The sequence below is a fragment of the uncultured Devosia sp. genome (assembly GCF_964244875.1).
Taxonomy (GTDB): domain Bacteria; phylum Pseudomonadota; class Alphaproteobacteria; order Rhizobiales; family Devosiaceae; genus Devosia.
Genome location: NZ_CAXTKA010000003.1, coordinates 197,536 through 210,700, shown reverse-complemented (window position 1 = coordinate 210,700; position 13,165 = coordinate 197,536). Strand labels below are relative to the sequence as shown.

The following is a 13,165-nucleotide window of genomic DNA, read 5'->3' as shown; positions in this document are numbered from 1 at the left end:
AGGCCATGACTCGCATCGCATCGCATCGCGGTGGCACCCTTGAATTTGGCGACAGCACGCCGCTGGGCTTCATGAACACGGCCAGGATGATGCTGGATGAGGTTGAGTTCGACGTCCACCCGACCATGGACGGCGCCATTATGGTGCATCACGATGCCACGCTCGATCGCACCACCGACCGGACCGGCGCCATCGCCACGCTGAGCGAAGCCGCGGTGCGTGCCGCAGTCATCGACTACAGCGCTGGCAGTCATCCGATATCGCTGGCCGAGCTTTGCGCCATCTATGCCGACAGCGCCGTCGCATTCCGCTGCGAGATCAAGCCGGGAGATGACGGGCTGGCTTATCAAGACCTCGTGCCGCGTGTGATCGACGTTTTGCAGAAAACCGGCATGCTTGACCGCACGACTCTATCTTCCTTTTTGGTCGAAACCCTTGACGAGCTCGCGGACGCCACCGACCGCCCGCTGTTATGGCTGGTCAGTCCACCGGTGCTGCGCCAACTCGGACACCAGGCGATTATCGAGGTCGCTCTTGCCCATGGCATTCCCGAGATCGGCGTTCACATCGATTTTGCCGACGCCCGGCTTATGGATGCCGTTCAGTCAGCGGGCCTCGATTTCGGGTGCTGGGCAGCCCACACCGCCGAGCAGATCGACAAGGCATTCGCGCTGGGTGTCAAGGTATTCACAACGGACCGGCCAAGTCTTGCCATGGCCATCCGCGACCGAAAGCAATCCGCATGAGCGCCATCAGCCTCCGCGATATTCGCAAAGCCTATGCCGGCGGCCCGCAAGTGCTGCACGGCGTCTCCATGGACATCGAGGCGGGTGAATTTGTCGTCATCGTCGGGCCGTCTGGCTGCGGCAAGTCCACCCTGCTTCGCCTCATCGCCGGGCTTGAATCCTGCGATGACGGCGAGATCACCATTGGCGACAAGCGCGCCAACACCCTGCCACCGCAGGATCGCGACATCGCCATGATCTTCCAGAACTATGCGCTCTATCCGCATATGAGCGTGCGCGAAAACATTGCATTTGGCCTCGAATTGCGCGGCATGCCGAAAGCGGAGCGCAATGCGCGCGCCGAAAGCGTGGCCAAGACGCTGCAGCTCGAGCCCTTCCTCAATCGCAAGCCGGGCGCGCTGTCTGGCGGCCAGCGCCAGCGCGTCGCCATGGGTCGTGCCATGGCGCGCAATACCTCGACCTTCCTCATGGACGAGCCCTTGTCCAATCTCGATAACGCGCTGCGCATCGCCATGCGCACCGAAATCAAGGAACTGCATCGCCAGCTCGGTGCCACTATCGTCTACGTTACCCATGACCAGACCGAGGCGCTGTCGCTAGCCGACCGGATCGCGGTGATGAAGGATGGGCACCTGCTGCAGTTCGATACGCCCGAAGCCATCTACGATCGGCCGGCACATCGCTTCGTTGCCGGATTTCTCGGGGTGCCGCCGATGAACTTCCTGCCGGTAGAAAAGCTGCCGGGCTGGACTGGCAAGTCAGGCCTGACTGCAGGATTGCGGCCCGAAGACATGGCCATTCATGCACGCGATCCGGGCAAAGACGCGCTCCCGGTTCGCCTGCTGCTCTCCGAGATGAACGGTGCCACCATTACGCTCCACTGCGACAGCGCGGCCGGCCGCCTCAACCTGAGCTGCGCTCGCAAGGACATGCCGGTCGATACCAGCAGTCTCTCGGTCACCTATGATCTTGACCATGCTTTGTATTTCGATAACCAGAGCGGCAGCCGGGTGGACCGCGCCTGAGCCAGCGCAGAAGAGCTATCGGAACAAGGGCATGAAGGCATCGCCGGACGATCTTCCCAAGGCGCTGGGCGCACTTATCAATCGCAATTCGAGCCGGTTGACGCCGGCCGACACGCGGCTGCTGGATGTGCTGATACAGGATCCGATCCGCGCCGCCATGGAGAACGGAACGGCGGTGTCGTCGCGTGCCGGCGTGCATCCGGCCTCGGCCGTGCGTCTGGCGCGCCGCTTGGGCTTTGCCGGCTATCCGGAATTCCGCGGCTTTATCCAGGCCAGCCTGATCGAAGGTGGCGGTGATTTCGAAAGCCCTGCTGCGCGCATGGCCGCCCGCCTGGTCCGAGCCGAGGACGGCGGCTTGCTGGCCTCGGTACTCGACAGCGAGATCGCCGCCCTGCAGCAGGTCCGCAACAGCGTTTCGGATGCCGATATCCGCGCCTTCTCCAGCAGCTTGCGCGATTGCCGGCGCATCCACGTGTTCGGGAGGGGCCATTCGGCGGCCCTCTCGGCGCTGATCGCGCTGCGGCTTAACCGCTCCGGCTACCCGGCGGTCGATCTTGGCAGCCAGATGCATCAATTGCCCGAGGCGCTCGGGAGCGTGTCGAAGGACGATGTGGTCTGGCTGCTCGCCTTCCGCAAGGCCTCGCCGATCCTGCATGAAGTGGGCGCTATTGCCGCGGCTCGTGGCGCCAGGGTCCTCGCTTTGACTGACCTGCGTGCCGCACGCATCGATCCGCCGCCGCATCATCAGATTTCGGTGTCCCGCGGCGCACCGGGCGAATCGCAATCGCTGGTGGTGCCGATGACCATCGCCAACGCGGTGATCCTCAACCTCGCTGCCATCGACGATGGACGCTCGATCCGAGCATTGGAGGCGTTTAAAACCTTCCGCGCCGGCTCCGGCTTATCCAAGACGCTGCTGTAAGTCCCGGGCAAGATCAGGCGTCGCGCTCTTTTCGACACGGTTCTAGTGTGGGTAGCCGGCCGTCTCAGCAGGTCTCGAGCCGTCCACCGAGAATTGCGATGTTACCCGATCAAACCATCGACAGGTCTGATGGCCACGCTATCGGGAAACACCATGTCGGCAAGGACGCGCTCGCTCAGTCCCAAGTGGTCGCGCAACGCCCCCTTCAACACGGCCCGCAAGTCTGTTGTCGGCGCAAGGTCTCGGGCCTGGTAAAGTTGATTGTCCTTGAGGCCCGGCCAATCCGCCAAAACACGACCGCCTTTGACCGCGCCGCCCAGCAGGAAGGCTGTGGTCGCCGTGCCGTGATCGGTGCCGTCCGTTCCGTTGGCCTTGGCGGTTCGGCCGAACTCGGTGACGACGGCAATCACGGTGTCGCCCCACACCGGGGCCAGAGTTTGCTTGAGCGCCACGAGCGAGCCATCCAGGGCCGACAGCAGATTGGCCAGTCGGCCGCTTTCGGCGCCTTCATTGGTATGGGTGTCCCAGCCGTCATAACTGAGCACGGCGATGCGGGGGCCATCCTCTTCGGTCAGCAAGCGCGCCGAGCCGGTCGCGATCTGCCGGAACGCGGCCGCGATATTGCCGCCTGCGCGCGTGATCTCGGTGCTGCCGGCGAGGCGGTCCGTTTCGATTCCGGCCAGCAGCACCTTGGCCATGGCGGGGTCCTGGTGCGTGTACAGGTCAAGCAGCCGGTCCATGGTGTCGCCGCTGGCCGGGCGCAACTCGGGCGGCGTCCAGGTCAGGGTAGGGGCCGCGCCGCGCAGGATCAGGGGAACCGTCGGCGTTGCCGCCAGCCCCGTCACCGGACGCACTCTGTCCCCGACCGGAATGGCTTCGGCAACGCGGTTCATCCAACCGGTGTCGCTGGATTTGGGGCCGGTCATGCCGCTCTCCAGCACATCCTGGCCGTCGAAGTGCGATCGGTCCCGATACGGTGTGGCGGCGGCATGCACGACCAGGGCATGGCCGGCCTGGTACATGGCATGCAGCCCCGGCATGGCGTTGTTGAGGCCAAAGAAGCCGTCCAGTGGCAGCGTCTGTTCCAATCCAGATGCACCGATGGCCAGATCGCCGCGCAAGCAGGCATAATCCGGGTCGCCAATCGGCGGGACCACTGCCAATCCGTCCATCGCCCCACGCAAAATAATCGTCAGAAATCGCGGATCGCGCGAGCCGGCATAGGCATATTTCGGCAGGCTCGCCCAGGCTGCGAAAGCACCGGCGGAGGCCAGGAAAATCCGGCGAGTGGGCTGTAGCAGGCCATATTGGGGGCAATTGCGATCCATGACACTCATCTCCGCTGAAATTCGGGGCTCATCAACATCAGGGCCAGGCCCTGAGCGCGGCTTTCCGCCCGCTCGATTGCCGTTGCCGTGGCGGGCGATAGCGCGTCGCCAAGGATGGCTTCGGCAAATTCGCGCGGGTCATCGGGACCCTTGGCCCGTGCGGCCATCAAGTCCGCGGCATCGAGCCGGTTGGTCATCGCGTCCGGCGCCAGCCATGTCGCGACGTCGTCCTTGAAGCCCTCGGGCGAAGGCGGGTCCCACAGGGGCTGGCCCAGATCCGCCAGCAGCCGTAGAACCTGCCGCGGCGGCAAGGTCAGGTCGAGCGCCCTGACGGCGGACCAGATGAACTCCTGCGGCGTCCTGATCTTGCTGGCCGGCGCGGACCAGGCGACTTGGTCGGTCACAAGGCAGGTCGCCAGTGCCTTGAGGTCGCCGCCACTCTGGATGAAGTTGTCGACCAGCCGGTCGACCAATGCCGGGTCGGGCATGTCGGCGACGAAGTGCCGCGCGAACTTGGTCGCGATGTGTTGCGCTGTGGCCGGCGAGGCAACGAAATCGGCGAGCACGGCCTTGCCCTGCGCCACGCCATCCTGGTCGTAGATTTTGCCAAGCACGGTTTGCGGCCCCGGCTCATGCGCCTCGCGCCGAAAGGTGAACCGACCGTAGCGCTCGCCCTGGCGGGGCTGGGTTCCAATGCTCCAGCCGGTCAGGACGTTGGCGAAGGCGGTCACGTCGGCCTGCGTGTAACCGCCATCGACGCCCAGCGTGTGCAGCTCCATCAACTCGCGCGCGTGGTTTTCGTTGAGCCCCCTTGCCCGGCGCTCGCCCAGACGCGATTGGGGGCCGAAGGACACAGCATTGTTGAGATAGATCAGCATTGCCGGATGCTGGGTCGCCGCCAGCGCCATGTCGGCGAACCGGCCAAATATATGGGGCCGGATCGCCTCGCGCTCGAACGAGCCGGCAAGTCCGCGCACCAACTGATTGGCACCGGCTTCGACGGCAAAGTGATTGGTCCAGAAGGCCACCAGCCGTTCGGCAAAGCCGATCCTGGCCTGCCTGGCGGCTCGCAGTTTCTGTCTCGTTTCCGTCTGCATGAGCTGGAGCGGCGACAGGGCCTGGTCCATCTCAGCCGCATCCATCTCGCTGGATTGTTGGCCGGCCTGGCGTTGCCTGCGTCTTTCCGTCTGCCCCTGCCGCACCATGGCATAGAGCGTCGCGCTGTCCGGCAGTTCGTTATTCTGCGCCAATGCCGTGGACGCATCGTCGATTTCCGCCAGCACCGCGTCCAGCGGGTCGGCCATGCTTGCGAGATCCCCGATTCGAGCGCCGAGCCCGAAACGCGAAAAAGCGGTTACGGCGCGCAAGTTCGTCATGGCCAAGCCTTCCGTGCGGCGTGCAATGGGCGCCAAGGGCTGAACCGCCCTGATGATCAATGGTCAGAGCCTAGCAGCAGGCTGGCGGCAATTGGTGTCCGGGAGATGACTTTTTGGTAAGGAGCGAATGTCAATGCCGTCGCCAAGCTGGATTGCGCCCCGCTAGGTCTCGCCGGTCAGGTCCTGCCTGGATTTGTCCAGTTCCTCGGCGTAGCGGCGATATAAATGGGCCTCGGTCAGCAATCCCACCACGGTTGGATTGTCTTGGCTCTGGACTACGGCCAATTCTTCGCTGTGGGACTGTTCGAACCGAGCGGCGGCCTGTTCGGCGGACTGCCAGGGCATCAGGACATAGTCGGGGAACTTGAGGAGACTGTTGATTTGGAGTTCAGCGGCTTCGGGGCTGCCGACCCGTCGCGCATAGGCATCGGCAACCAGGACAATCCCGGCATAGCGCCCCCTGTCATCCACCACGACCACGCGCTCGGTCGAACCCAGCGGGTAGGCCTCCCGGAACGCCTCGATGGTGATGCCGCACCGCGCCGTCTTGACGTCAGGCCGCATCATGGAGCCAACAGTCAGGTTGCGCAGGCGCCCGACGTCATGGGCACCGCGAATGCTCTCGCCGCGCAGGTGCAAGCGCCAGGTCGAGAATGAAAAACCGAATGTTTCGCGCACCAGCACGGATGCGGCAATCGAGGCTGCCAGAACGGCAACGCTGATGGCCAGATCGCCGGTCACTTCGAGGACCAGGAATGTCATGGTCAAAGGGCCGCCAACAACGCCAACGGCCATCGACGCCATGCCCACAAGCGCTGCCAGGGTCGGGTCCAGATGCAAGGGCAAGTCGGCCGCCGTGATGGCAAGCGCAACCGCCTTTCCCAGCAATGCACCCAAAAACAGGGAGGCAAAAAAGAGGCCGCCCCGAAAGCCGGAGCCAAGAGAGATGGCAGATGCCAATGCTTTTAGAACAAACAAGACGCCAAGGGCGTTGAGCGCGGTGTTGGAACCGAGCTGCAAATCCAGGGCTCCATGGCCCGATGAAAGCGCCTGTGGGGTCAGCAGCGCAATCCCGCCCACGATCAGCCCGCCGATCACCGGCCGTAGCAAGGGTGGCATCCTCGTCCAGGCGAAACCGCGCTCGACCAGCACGACCAGGCGCATGACCGCTATTGCGGCACCGCCGCCCACAATGCCCAGCAGGATAAACGGGAGCGCGTCCCAGGCGCCCAGTTGTGGAATGACCCCGATGTGGATGGTTGTTTGCGCTGCGCCCAGCAGCGTGGCCACAAGGCTTGCCGTCAGGGCCGCAACCATGATCGGGCCAAGCAGGCCGATGGAATACACCCCGATGATCAGTTCGAAGCCATAAAATGCACCCGTCAGCGGTGCTCCGAATGCTGCAGCGATTGCTCCCGCTGCGCCACACCCGACCAGGGTACGGATCTCATTTCTGCGCAAGCCCGATAGTGTGGCCAGGCGTGACCCGATGCTGGCAGCAAGCTGGGTGTACCCCGCCTCGAGGCCGACAGAGGCGCCAAAGCCGCTAGAGATCAGCGTTTGTGCGGCCAGCAACAGGCTTTCGCGCGTGGACATGCGTCCGCCATGCACGGCATTGGCTTCGATAGGATCGACCGGTGGCCGGGTGCGAAACCGGCGCGACAGCAAGACCGTCAGCGCTATCAGCAGGCCGCCTGCCGCCGGCACAAGCGCCAGAGCCGGCGTTGCGAGCGCCACCTGCGCGCTGAGCCGGGTTCCGCTGGAAATGCCGAACAGCAATGTGTGCAGGAATTGGGCAATCCAGCTCATTGCCGTCACCACCAATCCCGCAGCGATCCCCACCAATCCCGCGAGAGCCAGGATGACCAGCCCGCGATAGCGGCCGGCGGCACCAATGGAGCGCAGGGTTGGAGCGGCGGCCTTGTTGGTTGCTTCAGTCATGCGAGAGGCTGGTCCAGGGGTAAAGGCGGCGTTTTCAGAGCGAGAGCCAAGCTGTGCCCATATGAGCTGATATTTGCCGCCTGAGCGCGCCAATTGGAAGACTGGCGTCGTATTTGCAGCGATCATCGTAGTCAATTCCCGGCAGTCTCAGGCGAACCGCAGCTAGCCTTATGGACTACCTTTCATCTATCTCCGCCCACGTTGAGGCTGCGAGGACTTTGGCGATCATCCTATTTAGGTTGGCACAATGCTACTCATTGTCGGCAAACAAATTATGTCGGCGAAGCCAGTTGTTCTATCCTATCCAGGGGGATAGGATAAGGTCATGAAGCACCATTCGCATCCTGAGATCATCAAGCGGCTCAAGCGGGCCAATGGGCACTTGGCCGGCGTCATTACCATGATGGAAGAAGGGCGGGCCTGCGTTGATCTCGCGCAGCAGTTGCACGCCGTCGAAGCTGCCATCAGCTCCGCCAAGCGGGAATTGATCCATGACCACATGGAGCATTGCCTGAATGATGGCGTGCAGCAGGGCGGCCTGGCTGCCAGCGAAGCACTCAGGGAATTCAAGCTCCTGGCGAAATATCTGTGAGCACAAGCATGCTGAAATCCGTTCTCGACTGGTTTGGCTTTGGGCCGACTGCACATGGCGCACGCGGCTCGCACGCGTATGGCCATAGCCACGGTGCCAAGGGCGATCATGGCCATACCCATGGGGTCATGGACGCGACGATCGCCACGACGGCACGCGGCATCTGGGCCATCAAGTGGTCGTTCGCCATTCTCGCCGTCACCGCCGTGCTGCAACTGATCGTCGTCGGCATTTCCGGCAGCGTGGCCTTGCTTGCCGACGCCATCCACAATGTAGGGGATGCTGGCACGGCCATTCCGCTCTGGGTGGCCTTCATCCTGGCCCGACACAAGCCGACGAAAATGTTCAACTATGGGCTCGGGCGGGTAGAAGACATTGCCGGCGTGCTCATTGTTTTGATCATCCTGGTCAGCGCCTTGGTTGCGGGCTACGAGGCGATCGACCGCCTGCTGCACCCGCAGGCGATCACCAATTTATGGTGGGTGGTGGCCGCTGGCGTCATCGGCTTTATCGGCAACGAGGCCGTAGCGGTGTTCCGCATCAGGGTCGGACGGGAAATTGACAGCGCAGCGCTGATTGCGGACGGCTATCACGCCCGCACCGATGGCCTGACCAGCCTTGCCGTGGTAGCCGGCGCTGTCGGCGTCGCGCTGGGCTTTCCGCTGGCGGACCCGATCGTTGGCCTGCTAATTACCTTCGCCATTTTCGGCATCGTGTGGCAATCGGCCAAGTCGGTGTTCACCCGCATGCTGGACGGTCTTGAGCCCGGCACGATCGAAGAGCTGGGACACGCCGCCAGTCATGTTCCGGGGGCTCGCCTCGTCGAGATCAAGGCCCGCTGGATGGGGCACAAGCTGCACGCGGACGTGGCGATCGCCGTCGATCCGGCGCTTCCTCTCGCGGAGGCCGACGCCATTGCCAAGGCGGTGGAGGAGGAACTCTTCGAGCACATGCCCGCCCTGGCCTTTGCCAATGTGCGGCTGACGATTCTCGAGGAGGGTGCTGGCTCGGAACCCGTATTCAAAGCCGAACCGTCAGGTCACGCCCACTAGTCTAATCCAGTTCGATGTCGTCATCGATCAGGTTGTGGCTTTCCCATTGGTCCTGCGGGATGGCCGCTCCCGGCGCGAACGAGAACGCGCTGACGCTGAGGTAGTCCGGCGCCACGGTGCAGATCAGGCGGATTTCGTACCATTTGTGGTTCAGCCGATAGGCGCCGGCTGGCGCATCCAGCGTGTAATCCTTGACTGTGGTCTCGGCCATGGCCGATGGGTCCAGCGAATCGGGCTGCTCGTCCGGATGCAGCAGGCGCAGTTGTTCGAGCCCTTCGATATTGCACAACTGCGTAATGCGCTCGCTGCGGTCGAGCAGCGGCAGCGTATCGAGCACGTCGCGGTTTTTCGGATCGTTCAGGATGCCGCCGGCCAGAAACCGGGTGGCCGGAATCATATCGGGTCGGGTGGCTTCGGGCTCGGGTTCCGGTGCAAGCTCGGGTGGCTTCGGGACAGGCGGTGCCACTTGCTGCGGCTCGGTGGTCGGCACCTGGCCTGCAATTGGGTGGGGCGGTCGCGTGGCGCCTTGATAGTCCGCTTCGTTGACGATCTCGACGGCGATGCTGGGGACCGAAGGCGCCTCAAGCGGCTGCGTCGTGGCCAAGGCCCAAAGGGCAGCGAGGATGAAACCATGCAGCAAAAGCGACGCCGGAAGCGCACCAGCGGCCGCCCGCATGTGGGTGTTCCCCTGCGCAAGCCATGGTAGGCGCAACCGGACAATCAGAGCGACGTCTCCGAAAAGGATGACGGGGCGATCGCTCGCCCCGTTCACATCATTTTGCGTGGTTTTCAAGCCATTTGGTCATGTCGGCGATTTCCTGCATCTGCGCATCGATGACCTTCTGCGCCATGGCCTTGGTCCATTCGTCCTTGCCATATTGCAGTTCGGCCTTGGCCATGGCGATAGCGCCTTGATGGTGCGGAATCATGCCGCAGACGAAGGCCACGTCGATATCAGGATTCGTGGCGCCAGCCATCATGTTGGCGTTCATGGTGTCCATGCCCGCCATCAGCGCGGTGTGCGCCTCGTCCGCGTCATGGTTCATGCCGCCCATGTCGCCGCCCATTGGCGCGGCCTGGGCCGGCGTTGCCTGGCAGGCAGCGGGCAGGGCGGCGGCCTCCTGGGCGAATGCCTGCGGGGCAAATGTCAAGGTGAAGGCCAGTGCAGTCGTCGCGAGGATTGTTTTGATCATGATAGTCTCCTTCTCGTTATGGTTCGGCCGCCGTTGCCGGGGGCGTGGTGGTAAAGGCAGGTTCAGTCGATGCGGGCGCTGTTCAGGCGCAGGGCATTGCCGATGACGCTGACCGACGAGAGCGCCATGGCGGCCGCGGCAAGGGCGGGTGACAGCAGCAATCCGGTGAGCGGATAAAGGATGCCTGCTGCTATCGGAATGCCGGCCGCGTTATAGGCAAAGGCGAAGAACAGGTTTTGCCGGATATTGCCCATGGTGGCTTGCGAAAGGCGCAGGGCCTTGACGATGCCCATCAGGTCACCGCTGAGGAGCGTGACGCCGGCGCTTTCCATGGCCACGTCGGTGCCAGTGCCCATGGCGATGCCGACATCGGCCGCCGCCAGGGCAGGAGCGTCGTTCACGCCATCGCCGGCCATGGCCACGATGCGCCCTTGCTGGCGCAGCCGCTCCACCAACGCGCTCTTGCGCTCGGGCAGCACGTCGGCCTCGATCTCGGTTATTCCGAGCGATTTTGCCACGGCTTCCGCCGTGATGCGGTTGTCGCCCGTCAGCATCACTACGCGGATATCGCGTTCCCGCAGCGCCGCGAGGGCTGCAGCGGTTGTCGGCCGGACCCGGTCGGCGATGGCGATCACGCCGGCGGCGGTACCATCGACCGCCACCAGAATGGCCGTCGCCCCCAACTGCCGGGCTTCGTTGGCGGTCTGGACCAATGCGCCCAAAATAACGCCTTCGCCTTCGAGATAGCCGGCACTGCCGATCAGCAGGCGCTTGCCGTCGACCAGGCCGGTCACGCCTTTGCCAGATGGAGAATCCACCTCTGTCGGGTCACTAAGCACCAATTTTTGTTCTGTCGCGGCCGTCACCACCGCCTTGGCCAGCGGATGCTCGCTGGCGCGCTCGAGGCTGGCGGCGAGACGGAGCAGTTCGTTCTTATCGAAACTGCCCATCGGCTGGACGGCCGTCACGGCGGGCTTGCCTTCGGTCAGCGTGCCGGTCTTGTCGACCACCAGCGTATCGACCTTTTCCAGCCGCTCGAGCGCCTCGGCGTTCTTGATGAGGAGGCCAAGGCCCGCCCCTTTGCCGACGCCCACCATGATCGACATGGGGGTGGCAAGGCCAAGCGCACATGGACAGGCGATGATCAGCACGGAAACCGCGGCGACCAGCCCATGGGCAAAGCGCAGTTCCGGACCGAAAAAGCCCCAGCCGATGAAGGCCAGCACAGCGATCCCGATGACCAGCGGCACGAACCAGCCGGAGACCTGGTCGGCCAGCCGCTGGATGGGGGCTCGCGACCGCTGCGCCGTCGCCACCATCTGCACGATCTGGGACAGCATGGTGTCGCGGCCGATTTTCCGGGCTTCCATTACCAGAGCACCGCTCTGGTTGATGGTGCCGGCAATGAGCCCGTCGCCCTGGGCTTTGGAGACCGGCATGGATTCGCCGGTGACCATGGACTCGTCGACCGAGCTGCGCCCTTCCAGCACCAGCCCGTCAACGGGGACTTTTTCACCCGGGCGGATGCGCAGGCGGTCGCCGACCGCCACCAGCTCGAGCCCGATTTCCTCGTCGGTGCTATCGGCACGGATACGTCGCGCCGTCTTAGGCGCCAGATCCAGTAGCGCCCGTATGGCGCCCGAGGTTTTGTCGCGGGCACGCAGCTCGAGCACCTGCCCCAAAAGGGCGAGAGCGGTGATGACGGCGGCCGCCTCGAAATACACCGGCACGGCGCCGCCCATGCTCCGCAGGCTCATGGGAAAAAGGTCCGGGACCAGCGTCGCCACAACGGAATAGAGCCAAGCAACGCCGACGCCCATGGCGATGAGAGTGAACATATTGAGGCTGCGGTTGCGCAGCGAGGCCCAGCCCCGCTCAAAAAACGGGTAGCCCGCCCACAGCACCACCGGGGTGGCGAGCACCAGCTGTATCCAGTTGAGCCACGCGCCGGAAATCCAGCGGTGCAGTTCCAGGAGGTCGGCGCCCATGCCGATGACAAACACCGGGATAGCCAGCGCCGTGGCGACCCAGAAGCGGCGGGTCATGTCGGCCAGCTCGTGGTTGGGCGTGGCTTCGGCAGTCGGCATGTCCGGCTCGAGCGCCATGCCACAGATGGGGCACGATCCCGGTCCCTCCTGGCGAATTTCGGGATGCATCGGGCAGGTGTAGATGGTGCCGGCCGGTGCGATGACCGGCGATTTTGGCGTGTGGCTGTGCCCATGGTGGTGCGCATGGTCGTGATGCGCATGCTGCGCCGGTACAGCCTCAGCCTTGCCCAGGTAGGCGGACGGATCAGCCATGAACTTGGTCAGGCAGCCGTTGCAGCAAAAGTAGTAGGTTTGACCCTCGTAAGTCGCTATGTGCTTCGCGCCATCCTTGGTCACGGTCATGCCGCAGACGGGATCAATGGCCTTGCCGACATCCGCGCCGCCATGGTGTCCGGCATGGCCTGCCATCGTGCTATCTGTGCTCATAGCTTGCGCCCTCTCGTTTCAGCTCTTATGTTACCTTGCACCTTCCCACCATGGGAAGGTCAACAGCTGTTTGAAAAAATTCGGGGCAATGATGCAGATCGGAGAAGCTGCCAAGGCGACCGGCGTTTCCGCCAAGATGATCCGCCACTATGAGGCCATCGGGCTGGTGCCGGCGGCGGGCCGCCGCGAGAGCAATTACCGCGACTATTCAGGCGACGACCTGCACCGCCTCGGTTTTATCCGCCGCGCCCGCGACCTCGGATTTTCGATGGACGAGATTCGCGATCTTCTGAAATTGTGGTCCGATACGGAGCGCTCCAGCGCCGAGGTGAAGGCGCTGGCCGAACGGCACGTCGCCGAACTCAACGCAAAAATCGTGATGCTGCAGGAAATGAGCAAGACATTGGGCGCGCTCGTCGACGCCTGCGAGGGCGACCACCGGCCGCACTGCCCGATACTGGACGATCTGGAGGGCGGACCGCACCGGCACGCCCACCAACTTTCCTGACAGCTCCT

The 13,165-nt window shown here is 63.7% G+C and carries 12 protein-coding genes; 6 read left to right on the top strand and 6 right to left on the bottom strand.

Features of this window, described 5'->3' with window-relative positions:
• Positions 1–5: 5 nt before the first annotated feature.
• The 3 genes from ACFE8X_RS05770 to ACFE8X_RS05760 are packed head-to-tail and all read left to right on the top strand — an operon-like array spanning position 6 to position 2,693.
• Positions 6–746, top strand: a complete 741-nt coding sequence (locus ACFE8X_RS05770) for a glycerophosphodiester phosphodiesterase family protein (protein ID WP_375450488.1) — start codon at positions 6–8, stop codon at positions 744–746.
• Entirely contained in the window at positions 743–1,771 is a 1,029-nt protein-coding gene (locus tag ACFE8X_RS05765; protein WP_375450487.1) for an ABC transporter ATP-binding protein, read from the top strand. Before ACFE8X_RS05770 ends, ACFE8X_RS05765 begins: the two co-directional genes overlap by 4 nt.
• Positions 1,772–1,802: 31 nt before the next feature.
• Positions 1,803–2,693 carry a MurR/RpiR family transcriptional regulator gene (locus ACFE8X_RS05760; protein WP_375450486.1) on the top strand — a complete coding sequence of 297 codons (891 nt, stop codon included), beginning with the start codon at positions 1,803–1,805 and terminating at the stop codon, positions 2,691–2,693.
• A 101-nt stretch (positions 2,694–2,794) separates the two neighbouring features.
• On the opposite strand, the gene ACFE8X_RS05755 is transcribed toward ACFE8X_RS05760, so the two are convergent.
• The 3 genes from ACFE8X_RS05755 to ACFE8X_RS05745 all read right to left on the bottom strand — a co-directional run bounded on the left by ACFE8X_RS05755 (position 2,795) and on the right by ACFE8X_RS05745 (position 7,338).
• On the bottom strand, positions 2,795–4,021 hold the full coding sequence (locus ACFE8X_RS05755; protein ID WP_375450485.1) for a DUF1501 domain-containing protein: 1,227 nt from the start codon (positions 4,019–4,021) through the stop codon (positions 2,795–2,797).
• 5 nt (positions 4,022–4,026) lie between these two features.
• The gene (locus tag ACFE8X_RS05750) at positions 4,027–5,397 is read right to left on the bottom strand and encodes a DUF1800 family protein (protein ID WP_375450484.1); all 1,371 of its coding nucleotides are present in this window, start codon (positions 5,395–5,397) and stop codon (positions 4,027–4,029) included.
• 162 nt (positions 5,398–5,559) lie between these two features.
• Positions 5,560–7,338, bottom strand: a complete 1,779-nt coding sequence (locus ACFE8X_RS05745) for a chloride channel protein (protein WP_375450483.1) — start codon at positions 7,336–7,338, stop codon at positions 5,560–5,562.
• Between the two features lie 325 nt (positions 7,339–7,663).
• Between ACFE8X_RS05745 and ACFE8X_RS05740 the strand changes: the two genes are divergently transcribed.
• Together ACFE8X_RS05740 and ACFE8X_RS05735 are read left to right on the top strand one after the other, a co-directional pair.
• The gene (locus ACFE8X_RS05740; protein ID WP_375450482.1) at positions 7,664–7,930 is read left to right on the top strand and encodes a metal-sensing transcriptional repressor; all 267 of its coding nucleotides are present in this window, start codon (positions 7,664–7,666) and stop codon (positions 7,928–7,930) included.
• An 8-nt stretch (positions 7,931–7,938) separates the two neighbouring features.
• Positions 7,939–8,982 (top strand): cation diffusion facilitator family transporter, encoded by a 1,044-nt coding sequence (locus ACFE8X_RS05735; RefSeq protein ID WP_375450481.1) that lies wholly within the window; start codon positions 7,939–7,941, stop codon positions 8,980–8,982.
• 1 nt (position 8,983) lies between these two features.
• Here ACFE8X_RS05735 and ACFE8X_RS05730 read toward each other — a convergent pair whose 3' ends face one another.
• The 3 genes from ACFE8X_RS05730 to ACFE8X_RS05720 all read right to left on the bottom strand — a co-directional run bounded on the left by ACFE8X_RS05730 (position 8,984) and on the right by ACFE8X_RS05720 (position 12,649).
• Complete coding sequence (locus ACFE8X_RS05730) at positions 8,984–9,658, bottom strand: DUF930 domain-containing protein (RefSeq protein ID WP_375450480.1); 675 nt, start codon at positions 9,656–9,658, stop codon at positions 8,984–8,986.
• Positions 9,659–9,755: 97 nt separating this feature from the next.
• Positions 9,756–10,175: a DUF305 domain-containing protein gene (locus tag ACFE8X_RS05725; RefSeq protein ID WP_375450479.1), complete on the bottom strand. Its 420-nt coding sequence runs from the start codon at positions 10,173–10,175 to the stop codon at positions 9,756–9,758.
• A gap of 62 nt (positions 10,176–10,237) precedes the next feature.
• The gene (locus ACFE8X_RS05720) at positions 10,238–12,649 is read right to left on the bottom strand and encodes a heavy metal translocating P-type ATPase (protein WP_375450478.1); all 2,412 of its coding nucleotides are present in this window, start codon (positions 12,647–12,649) and stop codon (positions 10,238–10,240) included.
• 91 nt (positions 12,650–12,740) lie between these two features.
• On the opposite strand from ACFE8X_RS05720, the gene cueR reads away from it, so the two are divergent.
• Positions 12,741–13,157, top strand: a complete 417-nt coding sequence (gene cueR / locus ACFE8X_RS05715) for a Cu(I)-responsive transcriptional regulator (protein WP_375450585.1) — start codon at positions 12,741–12,743, stop codon at positions 13,155–13,157.
• Positions 13,158–13,165: the final 8 nt, after the last annotated feature.

Coding starts and splice junctions, on each gene's coding strand:
- ACFE8X_RS05770 (WP_375450488.1), top strand. CDS start 6: ATGACTCGCATCGCATCGCATCGCGGTGGCACCCTTGAATTTGGCGAC.
- ACFE8X_RS05765 (WP_375450487.1), top strand. CDS start 743: ATGAGCGCCATCAGCCTCCGCGATATTCGCAAAGCCTATGCCGGCGGC.
- ACFE8X_RS05760 (WP_375450486.1), top strand. CDS start 1,803: ATGAAGGCATCGCCGGACGATCTTCCCAAGGCGCTGGGCGCACTTATC.
- ACFE8X_RS05755 (WP_375450485.1), bottom strand. CDS start 4,021: ATGGATCGCAATTGCCCCCAATATGGCCTGCTACAGCCCACTCGCCGG.
- ACFE8X_RS05750 (WP_375450484.1), bottom strand. CDS start 5,397: ATGACGAACTTGCGCGCCGTAACCGCTTTTTCGCGTTTCGGGCTCGGC.
- ACFE8X_RS05745 (WP_375450483.1), bottom strand. CDS start 7,338: ATGACTGAAGCAACCAACAAGGCCGCCGCTCCAACCCTGCGCTCCATT.
- ACFE8X_RS05740 (WP_375450482.1), top strand. CDS start 7,664: ATGAAGCACCATTCGCATCCTGAGATCATCAAGCGGCTCAAGCGGGCC.
- ACFE8X_RS05735 (WP_375450481.1), top strand. CDS start 7,939: ATGCTGAAATCCGTTCTCGACTGGTTTGGCTTTGGGCCGACTGCACAT.
- ACFE8X_RS05730 (WP_375450480.1), bottom strand. CDS start 9,658: ATGCGGGCGGCCGCTGGTGCGCTTCCGGCGTCGCTTTTGCTGCATGGT.
- ACFE8X_RS05725 (WP_375450479.1), bottom strand. CDS start 10,175: ATGATCAAAACAATCCTCGCGACGACTGCACTGGCCTTCACCTTGACA.
- ACFE8X_RS05720 (WP_375450478.1), bottom strand. CDS start 12,649: ATGAGCACAGATAGCACGATGGCAGGCCATGCCGGACACCATGGCGGC.
- cueR (WP_375450585.1), top strand. CDS start 12,741: ATGCAGATCGGAGAAGCTGCCAAGGCGACCGGCGTTTCCGCCAAGATG.